General features: G+C 67.9%; 13 protein-coding genes. 5 read left to right on the top strand and 8 right to left on the bottom strand.

Annotated features, from left to right (window positions below; translation table 11 throughout):
- Window positions 1–69 precede the first annotated feature (69 nt).
- Window positions 70–729, top strand: a complete 660-nt coding sequence (locus HNQ70_RS07040; protein ID WP_183965746.1) for an NUDIX hydrolase — start codon at window positions 70–72, stop codon at window positions 727–729.
- 16 nt (window positions 730–745) lie between these two features.
- Here HNQ70_RS07040 and HNQ70_RS07035 read toward each other — a convergent pair whose 3' ends face one another.
- From HNQ70_RS07035 to HNQ70_RS07010, 6 genes are all read right to left on the bottom strand, one after another.
- A complete protein-coding gene (locus HNQ70_RS07035) occupies window positions 746–1,441 on the bottom strand; it encodes an ABC transporter ATP-binding protein (protein WP_183965744.1) in 696 nt (231 codons plus the stop codon).
- Complete coding sequence (locus tag HNQ70_RS07030; protein WP_183965742.1) at window positions 1,441–2,190, bottom strand: ABC transporter ATP-binding protein; 750 nt, start codon at window positions 2,188–2,190, stop codon at window positions 1,441–1,443. The genes HNQ70_RS07035 and HNQ70_RS07030 overlap by 1 nt, the downstream gene beginning before the upstream one ends.
- A complete protein-coding gene (locus HNQ70_RS07025) occupies window positions 2,187–3,482 on the bottom strand; it encodes a branched-chain amino acid ABC transporter permease (protein ID WP_183965740.1) in 1,296 nt (431 codons plus the stop codon). The genes HNQ70_RS07030 and HNQ70_RS07025 overlap by 4 nt, the downstream gene beginning before the upstream one ends.
- On the bottom strand, window positions 3,479–4,426 hold the full coding sequence (locus tag HNQ70_RS07020) for an ABC transporter permease subunit (protein ID WP_183965738.1): 948 nt from the start codon (window positions 4,424–4,426) through the stop codon (window positions 3,479–3,481). The genes HNQ70_RS07025 and HNQ70_RS07020 overlap by 4 nt, the downstream gene beginning before the upstream one ends.
- Before the next feature lie 84 nt (window positions 4,427–4,510).
- Window positions 4,511–5,761 (bottom strand): ABC transporter substrate-binding protein, encoded by a 1,251-nt coding sequence (locus HNQ70_RS07015; protein WP_183965736.1) that lies wholly within the window; start codon window positions 5,759–5,761, stop codon window positions 4,511–4,513.
- 305 nt (window positions 5,762–6,066) lie between these two features.
- A complete protein-coding gene (locus HNQ70_RS07010; RefSeq protein WP_183965734.1) occupies window positions 6,067–6,528 on the bottom strand; it encodes a fasciclin domain-containing protein in 462 nt (153 codons plus the stop codon).
- A 355-nt stretch (window positions 6,529–6,883) separates the two neighbouring features.
- On the opposite strand from HNQ70_RS07010, the gene HNQ70_RS07005 reads away from it, so the two are divergent.
- The 3 genes from HNQ70_RS07005 (at window position 6,884) to HNQ70_RS06995 (ending at window position 10,682) form a co-directional block, all read left to right on the top strand.
- The gene (locus HNQ70_RS07005) at window positions 6,884–8,056 is read left to right on the top strand and encodes a hypothetical protein (protein ID WP_183965732.1); all 1,173 of its coding nucleotides are present in this window, start codon (window positions 6,884–6,886) and stop codon (window positions 8,054–8,056) included.
- A gap of 231 nt (window positions 8,057–8,287) precedes the next feature.
- The gene (locus HNQ70_RS07000) at window positions 8,288–9,403 is read left to right on the top strand and encodes an acyl-CoA dehydrogenase family protein (RefSeq protein WP_183965730.1); all 1,116 of its coding nucleotides are present in this window, start codon (window positions 8,288–8,290) and stop codon (window positions 9,401–9,403) included.
- A 34-nt stretch (window positions 9,404–9,437) separates the two neighbouring features.
- Window positions 9,438–10,682 (top strand): acyl-CoA dehydrogenase, encoded by a 1,245-nt coding sequence (locus HNQ70_RS06995; RefSeq protein ID WP_183965728.1) that lies wholly within the window; start codon window positions 9,438–9,440, stop codon window positions 10,680–10,682.
- Here the strand turns inward: HNQ70_RS06995 and asd are convergent.
- Window positions 10,666–11,541, bottom strand: coding sequence for an archaetidylserine decarboxylase (gene asd, locus HNQ70_RS06990; protein ID WP_183965726.1), 876 nt, complete (start codon window positions 11,539–11,541; stop codon window positions 10,666–10,668). The genes HNQ70_RS06995 and asd overlap by 17 nt on opposite strands.
- Window positions 11,542–11,626: 85 nt before the next feature.
- Window positions 11,627–12,352, bottom strand: a complete 726-nt coding sequence (locus HNQ70_RS19920) for a hypothetical protein (RefSeq protein WP_221302704.1) — start codon at window positions 12,350–12,352, stop codon at window positions 11,627–11,629.
- On the opposite strand from HNQ70_RS19920, the gene HNQ70_RS06985 reads away from it, so the two are divergent.
- On the top strand, window positions 12,279–14,075 hold the full coding sequence (locus HNQ70_RS06985; RefSeq protein ID WP_425504343.1) for a PHA/PHB synthase family protein: 1,797 nt from the start codon (window positions 12,279–12,281) through the stop codon (window positions 14,073–14,075). The two genes, HNQ70_RS19920 and HNQ70_RS06985, sit on opposite strands and share 74 nt — an antisense overlap.
- Window positions 14,076–14,089: the final 14 nt, after the last annotated feature.

Here is a 14,089-nt window from a genome sequence, read left to right as displayed (position 1 = left end):
CCGCCGGCGCGCCCTCGGCTACCATCGCTGCTTCGGCCCGCGCGGCCAATCTTCCTGGGATTCCGCGGCATGCTCTGCGACCCGCAACTTCTTGAGCGCATCCGCGGCAACCTGCGGCGTTTCGATCGTCTGACGCTCGGCGAGTCGCACCACCGCGCGGCGGCGGTTGCCGTCGCCGTGGTCGAGGAAGGCCATGGCGCGGACCTCCCCGACCTCGCCCGTCATGAGGTCTGGAACCCCGCGGCGGCGCTGCTGCTCACCCGGCGCTCGGCCGGGCTGCGCAGCCACGCGGGCCAGTGGGCGCTGCCGGGCGGGCGCATCGACGCCGGCGAAACCCCCGAGCAGGCGGCCTTGCGCGAATTGTCCGAGGAGGTCGGCATCGCGCTGGACGAGCGTGCCATCGTGGGACGCCTGGACGACTTCGTCACCCGCTCCGGCTACGTGATGACGCCCATCGTGGTGTGGGTGGGGGCGGGGCGCGAGGCCATCCCCAACCCCGACGAGGTGGCGAGCATCCATCGCATTCCCGTGCGCGAGTTCATGCGCGAGGACGCGCCGCTGCTCGACCGCCTCGAGGAGCACGAGCACCCGGTGCTGCGCATGCCGATCGGCGACGATTGGATCGCCGCGCCCACCGCCGCCATCCTCTATCAGTTCCGCGAGGTCTGCATTTCGGGCCGGGACACCCGCGTCGCGCACTTCGAGCAGCCGAAGTTCGCCTGGAAGTAGGCTCCAGGCGCCCGGCTCAAACCTCGAGCCACTCCTTGCGGACCGATGCGTTGGCGTGCAGCGCGGCGGTGTCGCCCTCGAAGACGATCCGGCCGTGACCCATCACGTACAGGCGCTTCGAGATCCGCAGCGCGATCGCCAGCTTCTGTTCGACCAGCAGGATCGACACGCCGCGCCGGGCGATTTCGTCGAGCAGGTCGCCGACCTGCTCGACCAGCTTCGGCGCCAGGCCTTCAGTGGGCTCGTCGATGATGACCAGGTCCGGGTCACCCATCAGCGTGCGGCACATGGTCAGCATCTGCTGCTCTCCGCCCGAGAGCACGCCCGCGAGCTTGTGCCGGCGCGCGTCGAGGTTCGGGAACATCTTGTAGACATCCTCGAAGTTCCAGCGCCCGAAGCTGCCGGAGCGCTTCAGGCCCAGCTCCAGGTTCTGCTCCACAGTCAGCGTCGGAAACACCTGCCGGTCCTCGGGGACGTAGCCGATCCCTGCGTGTGCGATCTGCTCGGGGCGCAGGCCCGCGATCGGCCGGCCCTTGAAGGTGATCGCGCCGTGGGGCGCCACCAGTCCCATGATCGCCTTGCAGGTGGTTGAGCGGCCGACGCCGTTGCGCCCGAGCAGGCTGACGATCTCGCCGTCCGCCACCGAGAGGTCGACGCCCTGCAGGATATGGCTCTTGCCGTAGTAGGCATGGAGGTCGCGTATCTCTAGCATCAGGCAGCCTCGGTTCCGAGGTAGGCTTCCTGGACCGCCTTGTTGCCGCGGATCGTCTCGGGGGGGCCGCTGGCGATCACCTCGCCGTAGACCACCACCGAGACCGCGTCGGCCAGTCCGAAGACCACGCTCATGTCGTGTTCGACCATCAGCAGCGTCTTGCCCTCGCTGACCGAGCGGATCAGGTTCACCGCGTACTCGGTCTCGCTGTGGCTCATGCCTGCCGTCGGCTCGTCGAGCAGGATCACGTTGGCGCCGCCTGCGATCGTGATGCCGATCTCCAGCGCCCGTTGCTCGGCGTAGGACAGCAGTCCGGCAGTCAGGTCGCGCCTTTGCTGCAGGTTCAATTGCTCAAGCAGCTGTTCGCTCTCCTCGTTGAGCGCCTTCTGCCGCCCGAGCAGGTGCCAGAACGAGTACCGGTAGCCGCGCGACCAGAGCAGCCCGCAGCGGATGTTCTCGAAGACGGTCATCTTCGGGAAGATCGAGGTGATCTGGAAGCTGCGCGAGAGACCCCGCCGGTTGATTTCGTGAGGGGCCAGCCGGTCGATCCGCTCGCCGTTGAGCAGGATGCTGCCCGAGGTCAGCGGGAAGCGCCCGCTGATCAGGTTGAAGAGGGTGGTCTTGCCGGCGCCGTTCGGGCCGATGATCGCGTGGCGCTGCCCCATCGGGATCTCGAGATTCACCCCGCGGATGATCTGGGTCTCGCCGAAGTTCTTGCGCACGTCGACCAGCGAGAGTGCTGCGCTCATTGCCGGCCTCCCTGTGCGCTGGCCAGCTCCGCCTTGGCCGCCTCCATCAGTACGTTCCATGTGCGTGAGAACACCCGCGCCTCCGCTTTGAGCCACAGGCCGCCAACCACGAGCAGCGCCAGGCTGGCGATCCATGGCATCCAGGAGCCAGCCTGCATCGAGTACCCCGCGAAGCTGAGATCCTTGCCCTGCGATGCGCCGATGCTCATGAATGAAGCCGTTTCGACGAGCAGAACGAACCCTGCCAGGCACAGCAGCCCGGGCAGCAGCAATCGAAGGTAGGGAACGAAGAGCTCCTTCAGCCGTCCGATCCGGGCGATCGGAGCATGCTCGGCGATGATGCCAGTCAGGCCGCCCGGTGCGTACATCACGATCAGCACGAACAGCGTACCCAGGTACAGCAACCAGGCGCTGCTCAGCAGGCTGATGCCGCTCTGCATCAGCACCACCACGATCGCGCCGACGACCGGGCCGAAGAAGCCGCCGATTCCGCCGATGTAGGTGGCCAGCAGCGCGGTGGCCGATTTCTGCGCAGCGACCGCGTCGAAGGTCACGATCTCGTGCAGCATCGCGAACAGTCCGCCGGCGACTCCGGCGAAGAAGCCGGCAAGCACGAACTGGTAGAACCGGATCAGCCGCGGATCGTAGCCGACGAACTGGGTGCGCTCGAAGTTGTCGCGCTGCGCATTGGCCATCCGGCCCAGCGGCGTCTGGGTCAGCAGCCGCATCAGCCAGATCGAAATGAAGCCCCACGCGACGATCAGGTAGTAGACGTCGATCGACTGCGCGTACTCGACGCCGAAGAGGCTTGCGTCGATCACCCGGTTGGTCGAGACCCCGCCTTCACCGCCGAAGAAGAGCATGAACATCAGCGCAGCGGCGGTGATCAGCTCTCCCAGTCCCAGCGTGATCATCGCGAACGCGGTGGACCGCTGCTTGGTCGCCAGGTATCCGAGCGTCACTCCGGCTGCCAAGCCGCCCAGGCCGCCAGCCAGCGGCACCAGTTCGACCGGGAACCAGATCTCGTGCTCTGCGATCGCGTTGAGCGCATGCGCGGTGGTGTAGCCGCCAAGGCCGAACAGCGCGGCATGCCCGAAGGACAGCAGCCCGGCCTGGCCCATGAGCATGTTGTACGACAGGGCGAACACGATCAGCAGCCCGATCTCGCTCATCAGCGTCAGCGAGAAGCCGGAGTGCCTGCCGTCCGTCCAGTTGTAGAAGATCCAGGGCAGCACCAGCGCGATCGCCAGTCCGAACCACCAGTACCAGCGTCTCTCGAAGGTCTGATTCATGTGTCTCGGGTCCCCATCAGGCCGCGCGGGCGGAAGAACAGGATCAGCACCAGCAGGATGTAGGGCAGCAGGGCGCCGATGCGGGGCACGGGCACGGTCAGCAGCTCGGCGAGCGGCGTGTCGCTGGTGACTGTCATGCCGAACTTCGCGAGCAGGTCAGCGAGCGAGTAGTCGATCACCACCGCGAAGGTCTGCAGCAGACCCATCAGCAGGGACGCGATGAAGCAGCCGGTCAGCGACCCCAGTCCGCCGAAGACGACGACCACGAAGACGATCGGCCCCATGGTGAACGCCATCGACGGGTCGGTCGTGTGGTAATTGCCGCCGATCACTCCGGCGAGCCCGGCAAGCGCGGTCCCGCTTGCGAAGACCAGCGTGAACACCTTGGGGACGTCGTGGCCCAGCGAGCGGACCATTTCCGGGTGCGTCAGCGAGGCCTGGATGATCAGCCCGACCCGCGTGCGGGTCAGGGCCAGCCAGATCGCGCCGAACATCGCCGCCGAGATCGCCAGCATGAACACCCGATAGGCATGGAACTGCGTGCCGAACACGTCGAACAGCGCGAAATCCAGCTCCGGAGGAACGCGGTAGGGCACCGGCAGCAGGCCCCAGATCATCTGCACGCCCTTCTCGATGATCAGCGCGAGGCCGAAGGTGAACAGCAGCTCGGCGACGTGCCCGTTGCGGTGCACCCGCCTCAGCCCGTACATCTCGATGAGTGCGCCCACAAGTCCGCAGAGGATCGGCGCGATCAGCAGGGCCCACCAGAAGCCCACATACAGGCTCAGCGTGTAGGCGAAGTAGGCGCCCAGCATGTAGGCGCTGGCGTGGGCGAAGTTGAGCACGCCCATCATGCTGAAGATCAGCGTCAGGCCGCTGGCCAGCATGAACAGCAGCATGCCGTAGACCAGCCCGTTCAGCAGCGATACGAGAAAGACTTCCACGCGGGCGGCTCCCGTGAAGTGGTCGCGCGAGACCCGCGCCGCCGCCAGGGGAATCCGGCAGCGGCGCGGGCGCTCGATCGGGGTTTACTTCGCGGGGCGCTTCATCTTGCAGCTGGTCGGCTGCATCAGGTCCTTCGCGAGCACCACGGTGTCAGGGCGCCAGCCCAGGCCCGTCTTCTCGGCGTCGTACTTCACGCCCTTGGCGAAGGATCCGACCACGTAAGGCATCATGAGCTGGTGGTCGTCCTTGCGCATCACGGTGTCGTAGCCGAGGAAGTCCTTCTGCGCGAGGCCTTCGAGCGCGTAGGCGATCTTCACCGGATCGACCGAGCCGGCCTTGTTGATCGCCGCCTGCAGGTACTCGAGGATCGTGCGGAAGGGAGCCGATGTGAACTCGAAGCTGTGTGCGTCGCGGAAGGTCTTGGCGAAGCGCTCGGCGGTCTCGTTCTTGATCTGCGGCGCCAGGTTCTCGGTGAAAGGCATCACCGACAGCACCTTGCCGTCTGCCGCCGGGCCCATCGCGGTCGGGCCGCCGGCCAGGTGCGTGTACAGCGTGTAATAGCGCAGGTCGGCGCCGGAATCGAAGCCCGCCTTGAGCAGCAGGTTGATGTCCGGTCCCCAGTTGCCGGAGATCAGCGCCTGCGCGCCGGCCGCCTTGATCTTGGTGATGTAGGGCGCGAAGTCCTTGACCTTGCCCAGCGGGATCAGCTCGTCGCCGACGATCTTGACGTCCGGCCGAATCTGCTTAAGGTACTTCGCGACGTCGCGCTGAACGGATTGTCCGAACAGGTAGTCCTGGTTCAGCAGATAGACCTTGGTGACGTCCTTGGGCAGCGCACGCACCATGGTTTCGATCTTCTGGCCCACGTTCAGGTCGAAGCGGAAGTGCCAGAAGCTGCACTGCTCGTTGGTCAGCTCGTTGGCCACCGCGCCGCAGTTGATGTACAGGATGCGGTTGTCGGGGTTGCGCTGGTTGTGTTTTTCCACCGCCTCGATCAGCGCGGCAGCGATGTTCGAACCGCTGCAATGGACGAGGAAGGGCGCCCCCTGGTCGGTGGCGGACTTCAGCGCCAGCAGCGCCTCGGCCGGCTGCGTCTTGCTGTCGAAGGGGATCAGCTCGAACTTGCGCCCCAAGGCGCCGCCGGTGGCGTTGACGTATGAAATCACGTACTGCCACTGCTTGAGATTTGCGTCGCCGACCTGGGCGAACGGGCCGGAAAGCGGGTCGGTGTAGACCAGCTTGATGGTGGGTTTGTCCTGTGCCTGCAGGGGCGCCGTCGCCGTGACTGCGAGCACTCCAAGGGCGGCGGCTGCCGCGCGCAATGTCTGCTTCACTATGTCTCCTCGCTCCGCTGGATTTGTGTCGCCGCGGTTCAGCGGGAGACGGTCCGGACGCTGACGGCATCCTGGATCGATCACTGCACTGAATCGTCGGCAGCTCTGAAGGCTTTTTCACCTTAGCGCTGCCAAACGGGTGACGCAATCAGGCGTTGCGGAAGTCCGGGTAAGTCCCGAGTAGCGATGCGTTGCTGATCTTGCGCGCGCGATGCGCCGCCGGCGCGCCGGCGCGGCGGCGGCGCCGGAGCACGAGCGTCGCCAGCGCACCCTGAAGGCGCCGGTGACGCTCGTGCCCTCGGCGATCAGTTCGGCAGGACGACTCGGTCGATCACATGGATCACGCCGTTGTCGGCCACCACGTCCGTCTTCAGCACGTTGGCGTCGTTGACGAGGACCTTGCCGCCGCCCCCGCTGGACACGCGCAGCGCCTGGCCCTGCACCGTCGTCACCTGGCCGGGCTTGACGTCGGCGGCCATCACCTTGCCCGGCACGACGTGGTAGGTGAGAACCGCTGCCAGCTTTTCCTTGTTCTTCAGCAGCGCGTCCAGGTCCGCCTTCGGGATCTTCGCGAAGGCCTCGTCGGTCGGCGCGAAGACCGTGAACGGCCCCTTGCCCTTCAGGGTGTCGACCAGGCCCGCCGCCTGGACCGCGGTGACCAGCGTGTTGAACGAGCCGGCGGAGATTGCAGTGTCGACGATGTCTTTGGCGTAGGCGCCGGTCGACAGGCCGAGACCAAGGGCGGATGCGATCAGGAATTTCTTCATGGCGAACTCCAGGAGGTGAACGGTTGCTGGTGAATCTCCCCGTCGCTGGGGCGGCGCGTGGCGCGCCAGCTGCTGGCGGGATTCGTTCCGGGGCCCGGAACTGCACTTCCGTCGCTGCTTTCGACGCAAACTGACAGAAAGGTCATGCATTGACCGGCGAGTCAAAGAAACGCCTCGACGCACCGCGCGCGATGCCCCGGCCTGTCCGGGCTGAGAATTTTCAATGCCCGCCGCAAAGCGCCGGCCTAGCATCGATCGCTGTGCGCGAGCGGTTGCCGGCCTGCGGTTCCCCGGCCTGACGGGCGGGGCTGGCCCGAGGTCGACCGCCATGGCACTCCACCCAGGGAGACACAAGATGACCAGGCTCGTCTTCGGCGACGTCGCCGCCAACATGTCCGATACCGGATGGTTCGGTTTCAGCGCCTACGATTCGGGGTACGACTACGACATCGTCTACTACACCGATACCGAGGTGCTGCTGCAGGATCCGCTGTACTTCTCGACGGTCCGGTACACCGGACTCTTCGACATTTCGAGCGGGCAGGCGATCCTGTCGAGCCCGCTCCACGCGGTCGAGTGGCGCGACGGCGGCGGCGGGCTGCTGTTCGACTGGAGCCAGCTGAGCGTCACGATCGGGCAGGTCCTCGAGCACGAGGACGATCCGGGGGGAATGGCGCTGCTGCTGGCAGGGGCCGACCAGATCTACGGCGGCGCTTCGTCCGACGTTCTGCAGGGCCTTGCGGGTGACGACCTGCTCATGGGCGGAGGCGGCAACGACACGATGGCTGGCGGCAGCGGTGCCGATATCGCCGTCTGGTCGGGCACCGCGGCGGATCACAGGCTTGCCTACGGGACCGGTGCGTGGGGGGTGACCGATCGCTCGGGCGCCGAGGGCGCCGATGTCGTCTGGGGGTTCGAGCGCCTGCAGTTCCAGGACCGGACGGTGATCGTCGAGGAGCGGGCGCACGGCTCCTGGGATGACCTACCCGTGGATCTCTGGCAGTTCTTCATCGTGGCCTTCGACGCCGCACCGGGCGTCACCTACATGGACCAGCTGGCCGAGGCCTCGCGCTACGGGATGAGCGTGAAGGAAATCGTCGACGTGTTCACGACCAAGCCGCAGTTCACCGAGGTCTACCCGGCCACGCTGGACGAGCAGGCGCTGGCCGAGGCGATGGTGGCGAACATCGTCAAGGACAGCGCGGATGCCGCGGCCAAGCTGGAGGCGGTCAACGACATCGTCGAAGCCTTCGGCATCGGCTGGACCGCAGGCGACGTGATCTACAAGGTCTTTGGCAATCTGGCGACCAAGCCGCTGGACGATCCGCAGTGGGGCGGCACGGCGCGCCAGTTCCTGAACCAGGTGGAGGTGGCGAAGTACTACACCGAGGTGATGAACCAGAGCACCACCGACCTGCCCACGCTGCGCTCGGCGATCGATGCGGTGACGCCGGACTCGGATCTGTCGGCCGAAGGGGCGCTGATCGCGGTCATCGGACAGGGGCTCCTGGGCTACGAACTCGCATAGGCCCGGCAACTCCGGGCATGGCCGGACGGCGCAGGGCCTGCGCCGTCCCGGATGCGTCAAGCCACGGTAGCGGACGGCCGCGCCGCCCCGATCGTTCCATTTCTCCCTCAGCGTTCGCGCCTGGCGCCGGCATCGCCCCCGCAGCCGAGACGGAGCGCATGCCGGGTCGTCGATAATCGAAGGCTCACCTCCGACGCAAGCACGGGTCGACGCGACCGACAGGACAACAGGATGGAATTCGACTTCTCCCCCGAACAGAAGCAGCTCAAAGAACAGGCGCGCCGCTTCCTTGCCGACCGCTGCGACCGCACCGCCGTGCGCGCGGTGCTCGATGGCCCGCAGTCCTACGACGCCGAACTGTGGAAAGGCCTCGCCGGCCAGGGCTTTCTTGGCGCGGCGATTCCCGAGGCCTATGGCGGCCTCGGCGCCGGCTACCTCGAGGCCTGCGTGATCGCCGAGGAGCTGGGCCGCGCGGTCGCGCCCGTGCCCTACTCGTCGTCGATCGGCCTTGCGGCCGAACTGCTGCTGCGTGCCGGCACCGAGGAGCAGAAGCAGCGCTACCTGCCCGGGCTGGCCAGCGGCGAACTGATCGGCACGCTGGCGCTGGCCGAGCGCGCCGGACGGACCACCGCTGACTCGATCGCGACCAGCCTGTCCGGCGGCAAGCTCAGCGGCACGAAGCTGCCGGTCGCCGATGGCGACATCGCCCACTTCGCAGTGGTAGCCGCCCGCGGTCAGGGCGGCGGCGTGTCGCTGTGCATCGTCGACCTGGCCGGAGTCGGAGTGAGGCGCGAGGCGGTGCCCAGCGTCGATCCCACCCGCAGCCAGGCCCGCATCGAGTTCGACCAGGCGCCCGCCGAGGCGCTCGGCGCCGACGGCGCAGGCTGGGAGATCCTCGACGCCGTGCTCGACCGCGCGGCGGTGCTGATGGCCTTCGAACAGGTGGGCGGTTCCGACCGCGCGCTCGAGACCGCGCGCGACTATGCGCTGGAGCGCTTCGCGTTCGGGCGGCCGATCGGCTCGCTACAGGCGGTCAAGCACATGCTGGCCGACATGTACGTGTCGGCCACGCTGGCGCGCTCCAACGCCTACTACGGCGCATGGGCGCTGTCGACGGATGCCGCCGAGTTGCCCGAGGCTGCGGCCACGGCCCGCGTGAGCGCCACGCAGGCCTACCAGCACTGCGCCCGCAACAACATCCAGGTGCACGGCGGCATGGGCTTCACCTGGGAGTTCGACTGCCACCTGCACTACCGCCGCTCCAACCTGCTCGCGCTCGCGCTGGGCAGCCTGTCGAGCTGGGAAGACAAGCTCGTCGAGCGGCTGCGCGCGCGCCGCGCAGCCTGAGCCCAGCGACTGAACGCACGGAACCCGACACACCATGAACTTCGACGACAACCCCCAGGAAGCCGCATTCCGCGCCGAGGCGCGCGCGTGGATCCAGGCCAACGCCCCCCACGAACTGCGCGAGGAGCTCGAGCTTGCCGGCTTCGGCCAGCCGCCGCTGCGCACCGGCGACGTGATCGCCGCCTCGCGCGCCTGGCAGAAGAAGAAATTCGACGCCGGCTGGGCCTGCCTGCACTGGCCGAAGGAATACGGCGGCCGCGGCGCCACGCCGATCGAGCGCGTGATCATGCAGCAGGAAGAGGGCGTCTACGCCAAGCTCTCCGGCACCTTCATCATTGGCCAGGGCATGATCGCCCCCACGCTGATGGCCTATGCGCAGGAGCAGCACAAGAAGCGCTACCTGCCGCCGCTGGCCTCCGGCGAGGAGATCTGGTGCCAGCTCTTTTCCGAGCCGGTCGCGGGCTCCGACCTCGCCGGCCTGCGCACCAGGGCCGAGCGGGACGGCGACGAGTGGGTCATCAACGGCCAGAAGATCTGGACCAGCGGCGCCCAGCATTCGCAGTACGGGATGATCCTCACGCGCACCGATCCCAACGTCGTCAAGCATGACGGCCTGACGATGTTCTTCCTCGACATGACCGCGCCCGGCGTCGAGGTGCGCCCGATCAAGCAGGTCAACGGCCAGTCGCACTTCAACGAGGTCTACTTCACCGACGTGCGCATTCCCGACCACCAGCGCCTGGGCGAGGTGGGCAAGGGCTGGCGCGTGTCGCTGACCACACTGATGAACGAGCGCCTGTCGATCGGCTCCGGGATGCCCACCGGCTTCCCCGAACTGCTCGACTTCTGCTGCGAGTTCGACACGGGCGATGGCCTGGCGATCGACAATCCGGCGGTGCGCTCGAAGCTCGCCACCTGGGCGGTGCGCACCAGCGGCTTGAAGTACACCGCCTACCGCAGCATCTCTGCCCTGTCCAAGGGCCAGGAGCCCGGCCCGGAGAACTCGATCGGCAAGCTGGTGGCGGGCAGCACGCTGCAGGAGATCTCGATGTTCGCGATGGACCTGCAGGGCCAGGCCGGCGCGCTGGTCGACCCTGAGCAGGCCAGCGCGATGGCGCGCTTCCAGGCGATGCTGCTGCGCTCGCCGGCCACCCGGATCGAGGGCGGCACCGACGAAATCCTGCGCAACATCATCGCGGAACGGGTGCTCGGGCTGCCGGCGGACATGCGCGCCGATCGCGGCATGCCGTTCAACAAGATCCCTACCCGGGTGAGCTGAACGAAGGCGGGGCGGCGGGCGTCTCGCCCATCGCCTCGCCCATCCGCACCGGGCGGGCCGGCGCCCAGCCGGCCGCGAAACGGATGCTGCCCGCCGGGAAGAGCATCACGACGGTCGAGCCCAGCATGAACCTGCCCATCTCGGCGCCGCGCGCCAGGACGATCTCACGGTCGTCGTAGCGCCACTCGCGCACCGTGCCGGGGCGCGGCGGGTTCACCACCCCGTGCCAGGTGGTGGCCATGCTGCCGACGATGGTGGCACCGACCAGCACCAGCGCCATCGGGCCGTGCGCGGTGTCGAACTCGCACACCACCCGTTCGTTGCGCGCGAACAGCCCAGGAATCGCTCGCGCGGTCGCCGGGTTCACCGAGAACAGCGCGCCGGGAACGTGGATCATCCGGCGCAGCCGAGCGTCGCAGGGCATGTGGATGCGGTGGTAGTCCTTCGGGCTCAGGTAGAGCGTGGCGAAGTGGCCGTCGCGGAAACGGTCTGCCAGCGCCGCGTCGCCGCCCACCAGTGACAGCGTGCCAAAACTGTGGCCCTTGGCCTGGAAGCAGCGGTCGCCCTCGATGGCGCCGAACTGGCTGATGGCGCCGTCCACCGGGCACAGCCAGCCGGCTTGGGCAAGCGGGCGCGCATCGGCGCGCAGCGCGCGCGTGAAGAACTCGTTGAAGGTGGCGTATGCCGAGGGGTCGGGCTGCGCCGCCTCGCCCATGTCCACTCCGTAGCGCCGGATGAAATGCCGGATGGCCGCCTGCGTCCAGCGCCCGGCGCGTGCCCGCGCGAATCGGCCCGCCATGCGGGTGAGAGCCAGCTTCGGGAGCAAGTATTGCGGCAGCACCGCAAGGAAATCGGACACGTGGGAGGTCTCGGAGCCGGGGAGGCGAGGATTGTATACATCGGCGCATCCCGACGCTTGTCAATGCGGCGACGCATGATGAGGTTCACAATGAGGGTTTTCCCAGGCTCATTGCGGGCCTTCGAACGGACAAGACCATGACGACACGCCAGCCAGGCATCAGGACCGCGGACAGGAGCAGGAGGACCAGGCGGTCGACCGTGACTGCGGTGGACACAGCGATGGACGTTGCGAAGGAGCCCCCGCAGGAGTCGAAATCCGTCACTGCGGCCGCGCCAGCGGCCCCGACCGTCTCGGCCTCTGCGGCAACGGCTCTCGAGCCCGCAGCGCCCATTTCGATGGCGGCGCCCGTGACGGCAGCGGCGCCCGTGGTGGCAGCGGCACCAGAAGCGGCAGCCGCGCCCGTGAAGGCAGCCGCGCCCGTGAAGGCAGCCGCGCCCGTGAAGGCAGCCGCGCCCGTGAAGGCAGCCGCGCCCGTGAAGGCAGCCGCGCCCGTGATGGCGGCAGCGCCCGCGCAGGCAATCACGCCAGCGAAAGCAGCGACGCCCGCGAAGCCAGCGACGCCCGCGAAGGCAGCGACGCCCGCGAAGGCAGCGACGCCCGCGAAGGCAGTGACCCCGGCGACGGCAGTGACCCCGGCGACGGCAGTGACCCCGGCGACGGCAGTGACCCCGGCGGCGGCAGTGACCCCGGCGGCGGCAGTGACCCCGGCGGCGGCAGTGACGCCCGCCGTCGCCGTGCCCGCACCCGCCGAACCGATCCCCTCACCGCTCGTCGGCCTGCCCCCCGAGCGCGATTCCTTCGCGGCCACCGCCCTCACCGACATCGTCGACCGGACGGTGCACGCCGCCACCGCTCGCCTGACCGGCGGAATGTCGCCGGCTGCGCTCGCGGGCGCCTATCTGGACTGGGCGCTCCACCTGGCGGCTGCGCCCGGCAAGCAGATGCGGCTCGCCGAGAAGGCACTGAAGAAGTCGGCGCGCTTCGCCGGCTACGCGGCCAACTGCGCTGCGAATGCCGGGCAGCCGGGCGGCCTCTGCATCGAGCCGCTGGCCCAGGACAAGCGTTTCTCGGATCCTTCCTGGCAGCGCTGGCCCTACAACCTGATCCACCAGGCCTTCCTGCTCAACCAGCAGTGGTGGTTCAACGCGACCACGGGCGTGCGCGGCGTGTCCGAGAAGCACGAGAACCAGGTGCAGTTCACCGCGCGGCAGATCCTGGACGTGTTCTCGCCGTCCAATTCCCCGCTCACCAATCCAGAGGTGCTGGAGCGCACCGCGAAAGAAGGCGGGATGAACCTGCTTCGCGGCATGCAGAACATGATCGAGGACATGCAGCGCGGACTCAGCGGCGAGCGTCCGCCGGGTCTGGAGAACTTCGTCCCCGGCCGTGATGTGGCGATCACCCCCGGCAAGGTCGTGTACCGCAACCGGCTGATCGAGCTGATCCAGTACGCGCCAACCACCGATACGGTGCGCCCCGAGCCGGTGCTGATCGTGCCCGCCTGGATCATGAAGTACTACATCCTCGACCTCAGCCCTGAGAATTCGATGGTCCGCTGGCTCACGGGCCAGGGCTACACGGTGTTCATGGTTTCCTGGACCAACCCCGGGCCCGAGGATCGCGACCTGGGCATGGACGACTACCGCACGCTGGGCGTGATGGCTGCGCTCGACGCGATCTCCGAGATCGTGCCGGGCCAGCGTGTGCATGCCACCGGCTATTGCCTGGGCGGGACCATGCTATCGATCGCTGCGGCCGCAATGGCGCGCGACGGCGACGACCGTCTCGCGTCGGTCAGCTTCTTCGCCGCTCAGGCCGACTTCAAGGAGGCCGGCGAGCTCACGCTGTTCATCGACGAGAGCCAGCTGGCCTTCCTCGAGAACATGATGTGGGAGCAGGGCTACCTGGACACCACGCAGATGGCCGGCGCCTTCCAGATGCTCAGGTCCAACGACCTCGTCTGGTCGCGGATCATTCGCGACTACCTGATGGGCGAGCGCCAGGAGCTCAACGACCTGATGTCCTGGAACGCCGATGCCACCCGCATGCCCTACCGGATGCACTCCGAGTACCTGCGCCGGCTGTTCCTCGACAACGACCTGGCCGAAGGACGCTTCAAGGTGGACGGCAGGCCGATCGCGCTGACCGACATCCGCGCGCCGATCTTCTCGGTCGGCACGGTGAAGGACCATGTCGCGCCCTGGCGCTCGGCATACAAGATCCACCTGCTCACCGACACCGAGGTCACCTTCGTCCTGACCGGCGGCGGGCACAACGCCGGCATCGTGTCGGAGCCAGGCCATCCCCGCCGCTCCTACCAGGTGCTGACGCGGGCGCAGGACGACCGCTACGTCGATCCCGACGCCTGGCTGGCGGCCGCCGAAAAGCACGAGGGCTCCTGGTGGCTGGAGTGGGCGCGCTGGCTCGACGCCCGTTCCGGCGCGCCGGTGCCCCCGCCGCCGATGGGCAACGCCCAGGCCGGCTACCGGGTGCTGGGCGATGCGCCGGGGACCTACGTGATGCAGCGCTGAGTCTCGCGGGGCGG

It is taken from the genome of Quisquiliibacterium transsilvanicum (assembly GCF_014202215.1).
Lineage (GTDB): Bacteria > Pseudomonadota > Gammaproteobacteria > Burkholderiales > Burkholderiaceae_E > Quisquiliibacterium > Quisquiliibacterium transsilvanicum.
This window is presented reverse-complemented; position numbering and strand designations above follow the sequence as displayed.

Coding starts and splice junctions, on each gene's coding strand:
- HNQ70_RS07010 (WP_183965734.1), bottom strand. CDS start 6,528: ATGAAGAAATTCCTGATCGCATCCGCCCTTGGTCTCGGCCTGTCGACC.
- HNQ70_RS07030 (WP_183965742.1), bottom strand. CDS start 2,190: ATGAGCGCAGCACTCTCGCTGGTCGACGTGCGCAAGAACTTCGGCGAG.
- HNQ70_RS07000 (WP_183965730.1), top strand. CDS start 8,288: ATGGAATTCGACTTCTCCCCCGAACAGAAGCAGCTCAAAGAACAGGCG.
- HNQ70_RS07035 (WP_183965744.1), bottom strand. CDS start 1,441: ATGCTAGAGATACGCGACCTCCATGCCTACTACGGCAAGAGCCATATC.
- HNQ70_RS07025 (WP_183965740.1), bottom strand. CDS start 3,482: ATGAATCAGACCTTCGAGAGACGCTGGTACTGGTGGTTCGGACTGGCG.
- HNQ70_RS07040 (WP_183965746.1), top strand. CDS start 70: ATGCTCTGCGACCCGCAACTTCTTGAGCGCATCCGCGGCAACCTGCGG.
- HNQ70_RS06995 (WP_183965728.1), top strand. CDS start 9,438: ATGAACTTCGACGACAACCCCCAGGAAGCCGCATTCCGCGCCGAGGCG.
- HNQ70_RS07005 (WP_183965732.1), top strand. CDS start 6,884: ATGACCAGGCTCGTCTTCGGCGACGTCGCCGCCAACATGTCCGATACC.